General features: G+C 32.3%; 4 protein-coding genes and 1 pseudogene. 1 reads left to right on the top strand and 4 read right to left on the bottom strand.

The window, feature by feature from the left end; genetic code table 11:
* Positions 1-590 (bottom strand): response regulator (locus tag M901_RS04340; protein ID WP_021276972.1); only part of this gene is annotated, 590 nt, incomplete at its 3' end.
* A 9-nt stretch (positions 591-599) separates the two neighbouring features.
* A complete protein-coding gene (locus M901_RS16250; RefSeq protein ID WP_021276967.1) occupies positions 600-1,517 on the bottom strand; it encodes a response regulator transcription factor in 918 nt (305 codons plus the stop codon).
* Between the two features lie 94 nt (positions 1,518-1,611).
* Between M901_RS16250 and M901_RS04350 the strand changes: the two genes are divergently transcribed.
* Positions 1,612-2,865, top strand: a complete 1,254-nt coding sequence (locus tag M901_RS04350; protein ID WP_021276971.1) for an AarF/UbiB family protein — start codon at positions 1,612-1,614, stop codon at positions 2,863-2,865.
* A 180-nt stretch (positions 2,866-3,045) separates the two neighbouring features.
* On the opposite strand, the pseudogene M901_RS18335 reads toward M901_RS04350, so the two are convergent.
* Together M901_RS18335 and M901_RS04360 are read right to left on the bottom strand one after the other, a co-directional pair.
* A pseudogene (locus M901_RS18335) lies at positions 3,046-3,684 on the bottom strand (protein-glutamate O-methyltransferase CheR).
* 146 nt (positions 3,685-3,830) lie between these two features.
* A complete protein-coding gene (locus M901_RS04360; protein ID WP_021276969.1) occupies positions 3,831-4,187 on the bottom strand; it encodes a response regulator in 357 nt (118 codons plus the stop codon).
* Between the last annotated feature and the right edge of the window lie 28 nt (positions 4,188-4,215).

Genomic DNA, 4,215 nt, shown 5'->3' on the forward strand with positions numbered 1-4,215 from the left:
TCTTCGTACTTGTGAGTAAACTCAGGAAGAGTTTTTAGTCCGACACAAGAGGCCGTTCCCTTAATTGTGTGTAGAAGCCTAAAATATGTATTTAAAGCATTTATATTTCCAGGTTCCTCTTCTAAGATAAGAATTAGCTCTTCGATTTCTTCAATCATAGGAAATGACTCTTCAACAAAGGACTTAATCATTTCATATTCTTCATCTAATGCCTGAACATACTTCTTACCTTCTGTGTTCAAAAGTTTTAAAAGCTCTTCAGAATCAAAAGGTTTTTGGATAAATTTAAGAACTCTAAGTTCCATCGCCTCGACGGCCATTTCCTTATTATAGTATCCAGTAATCATTGCAAAAGGCGTCAAGATATCAGCTTCTACCATGCGCCTTCTAAACTCTAACCCATTCATTTCAGGCATTTTATAATCACTTACAACAAAGGCAATCTTTGTACTATTTTCTTTGATATACTCAAGAGCCTTTTCTGGATTAGAAAATGTTACAATCTTACTTCCTATACTTTCTAACTCAATTTCATAAAGTGATAATAATTCTACTTCATCATCAACACATACGATTTCATATCTTTGCATAAGGCTTCCTTACAATAGCTCTTGTCTTAATCTTAGAAGGGTATTAATTTCATTCTTCATAACTTCAATTTCTTTTTCCATGCCAGCATTTCTTAATACTTCCTCATGATTTGCAAATTGATACATAACATAGTCAATACTTCTGTTTATAACTTTCTTAGCATCAAGAGATCTGAAAATACTTGCGACTAAACTTAAAAGAAATTTTTCATCAAATGGCTTTTCTATAAAATAATGAGCACCACTTTTTAGACCTGTCAAAACCGCATCTTTTGTAACAAAAGCTGAAACAAAGACAACTGGAGTAGTAACTCCCTTATCCTTTAATGTTTGAACCATTGTTAAGCCATCCATTTGAGGCATGTTAATATCGGAGACAATCAAGTCTGGAGTACCATCATCGATAATATCAACAACTTCTTTACCATCTAAAAAACAATCAACTCTATATCCTGCTTCGATTAGTGATTCAGATAGTAAATCTAAAATCAATTGTTCATCATCGACAACAAAGATATGACCACGATGATCTCTAGACTCTATTGAATCTTCTTTTCGCTGGGTAATCGTTTTACCTGCTGTAACTGGTTTTGAATCAAATGAGTCTACATGATCAAACTCTATTTTATCCTCAGTAAAATACCTTCTAGCCTGATCAATACCTGCTAAAAAATAATCAACTGATCCATCTGGAAATTCGTCCTTCACTTTATCCAGGAGAGACTCAAGTTTATGCATATGTTCTTGAAGTTCATCAAGCCCAAACATCCCACTTGCACCTTTTAGACTATGAAACGATCTAAAAACTTTATTGTAAGAATCTTGAAAATCAGCACCATTGTCATAAGCCAGTAATGCGTCTTCCGCTTCATCTAAAAGTTCAGTTGCTTCCAACATAAAATTTTCTTTTAAATCATCAAGTTCCACAAACCTCTCCTTTTAGAACTCAGTAACTTATCGGCAAATTTATAGACATTTAAAACGTTTTTAAAAAGAATTTATTGGTGGTAAAATTTTTTACATGCATGTTGAATATTTTAAAATCAAAGAAACAAAACAAACTAAATCATTCGGACAAAAAATTCTTTCCAATATTGCCCAATCCAGGGGGGCAACCCTACAAAAATTTAGTCAGCTCTTTGATAATACAGAAAATAGAACTCTAAAACTTGACCAAGAGTATAGTAAAAAAATACTTGAAAAGTTAAGTCAAGTATCCCCCTCTCTATATAAAGAAATTAGGGCCATATCAGAGAATTTCTATCAAGGATCAATTGGAAATATCCATTGTGCTAAATTAAATAATGGCTCAAAAATAGCAATTAAAACGACTAGAGAAGATATCGAAGAAAAGTTATTTAAAGATATCAACAATATCAAGGAAGTCACATCACTTACATCAAGATTCGTAAATGGTGAAAAGTTTAAAGACCTTGATAGTTTTGCTAATCAATTCGTCTCATCAATTAGAGAAGAATGTTCTTTTTTAACAGAAATCAAAAATTATGATCAACTTAGTAAGATTTTTGATTCTTTTGAAGTTTTAACATTGCCGCAACTATACAAGAAATATTCTAATGACAATGTGATCGTCTTTGATTGGGTAGATGCTACAGATGAACTAGAGAGTCTAAGCAGTAAAAATATTGAGTTTAGGGAGAAACTACAATATGAGCTCAATGCCCTTTTTTTAAAGTTCCCACTAGTCCATGGATTATGTTATGAAGACTCAAACTTATCTAACTACTTATTGGCAGATAAGAAGCTTTTTCTAATAGATTATGGCAAGTTAACTTTTATTCCTCTTAAGACGAGACTAGCAATAGTTAAAATAATTGATGAGTTATTAAACAATGGAGATGCCTCATTTATAGATCTCTATAATCAAATGGGATTTAACAAGGAAGTATTAAGTCCTGCTTCTCATATACTTAGAGACATTTCAAAAATTCTATTGGCACCATTTCTTTGCGAAACGAAATTCGACTTAAGAACATGGGAACCTACGCAAAAGATAGACAATATCGCTCATAATCTTAAATGGAATATACGGTCTTCAGCACCCTATCAATATTTTTCAATGACAAGATCATTCTTTGGATATCTTAAACTCTCAAAAATGATTAATGCTAAAACCAATAATTTCCCAACAACTAAAGAGCTACTGCATTTCTATAAAGATGATATTGAAACATATATTGTAAATAAAGAAAGACCGCCAAAGTTATCAGTTTATGAATATCATGGTGATCAGGGATGGATTAGAAAAGGTTAATTTAAAGCTACCATATGAATCAATTTACGATATTAAAGATCTCCTCGCGGATGAAATAAAGTCTAAGCTCAAAGAAAGAAATTTTGAATATTGATACTTTGATAGAAGAGACTCTCAAAGAAAACAAGGATGAATTATTTAGGCTCGAAGAAGGCCGCGATTTATTTCAGATAAAACTTATTAAATCTTAGAGTAATAAATCATACCTTCGAAATTTTCCTTTTTTAGACCTTCTACTGCAACATCTTCTCCATTTCCTAATAAGATGATGCCATTGGGTCTCAAGGACTTGGCAACATTTCCCAAGACTCTTTTCTTAACATCATCTTGAAAGTAAAATAAAACATTGCGAAGAAAGATAAGATGATATTTTTGAATTTCTAGTTTTGAATCAATTAAGTTATGTTGTTGAAAATTTATTCTATCTCTAAGCTTCGTTTTAACAACATGAAAGCTATCTTCGCTCTCAAAAAACTTATTTTATCCTCTTCACTTACTCCCCTCATCATCTCAAACTTATTATATCTTCCTGCTTTTTGCTCTAGAAACCACCTCTGTATCTAGATCAAATGCATCAATATTAATATGCTTTAAGTCAACGCCACTCTTTAACAAACTGAACATTAAACTATAAGGCTCTTGCCCTGTGCTACAGGGAATCGAGAGGATATTTAAATTATTTTCTGGAATTATTGATTGCTCATGAAGCCAGACTACAAAATCAAATGGTCTACGATCTCTAAAGAAAGCTGTTTCATTATTAGTGAAGACATTAATTATTTCTTGAGTTAACTCAGAGAAGTTTAAGGGGTTTGACAAAAAGAAGAGAGACTTTCACCTCTCTCCTCTAATATCCGATAAACGATTTTTAAACGTTTTGTAATTTGGATTTCTATCAGAATTAGCATATTCAATTCCCGTTTTCTTGAGATAAATTGTAACATTCCTTGGATTCTGATGACAAGTTACTCAAATACTAACTCTAATTTGTCTTGAAGAATATCACTCGTAAATGGTTTCATAATATACTCTACGGCACCTAACTGTAGAGCTTTCTTTATAAAATCAGGCTTATTTTCTGTTGTCATCATCACAATTGGTGCATCCGTAATATTTTCTGCACCATTTTCTTCTAAGAATTCTGGCCCAGACATATTTGGCATATTCCAATCAAGCAGAATCAAATCAACCTTCTCACTAGCTAGCTTATTGCAAGCATCTACTCCGTCTTCCGCCCAAAGAGCATCATGACCTATTTCTTTCAGCATTTGGGATACCATCATATAAATTGCTTTAGAATCATCTACAATTAAAACCTTCATTATCTCTCCATTAAGCTAATTCAGTAAT

Source organism: Bacteriovorax sp. DB6_IX (assembly GCF_000447775.1).
Classification (GTDB): Bacteria; Bdellovibrionota; Bacteriovoracia; order Bacteriovoracales; family Bacteriovoracaceae; genus Halobacteriovorax_A.

Bases quoted from the DNA above. Each gene is read 5' to 3' on its own strand.
- M901_RS04360 (WP_021276969.1), bottom strand. From the start codon at position 4,187: ATGAAGGTTTTAATTGTAGATGATTCTAAAGCAATTTATATGATGGTA.
- M901_RS04350 (WP_021276971.1), top strand. From the start codon at position 1,612: ATGCATGTTGAATATTTTAAAATCAAAGAAACAAAACAAACTAAATCA.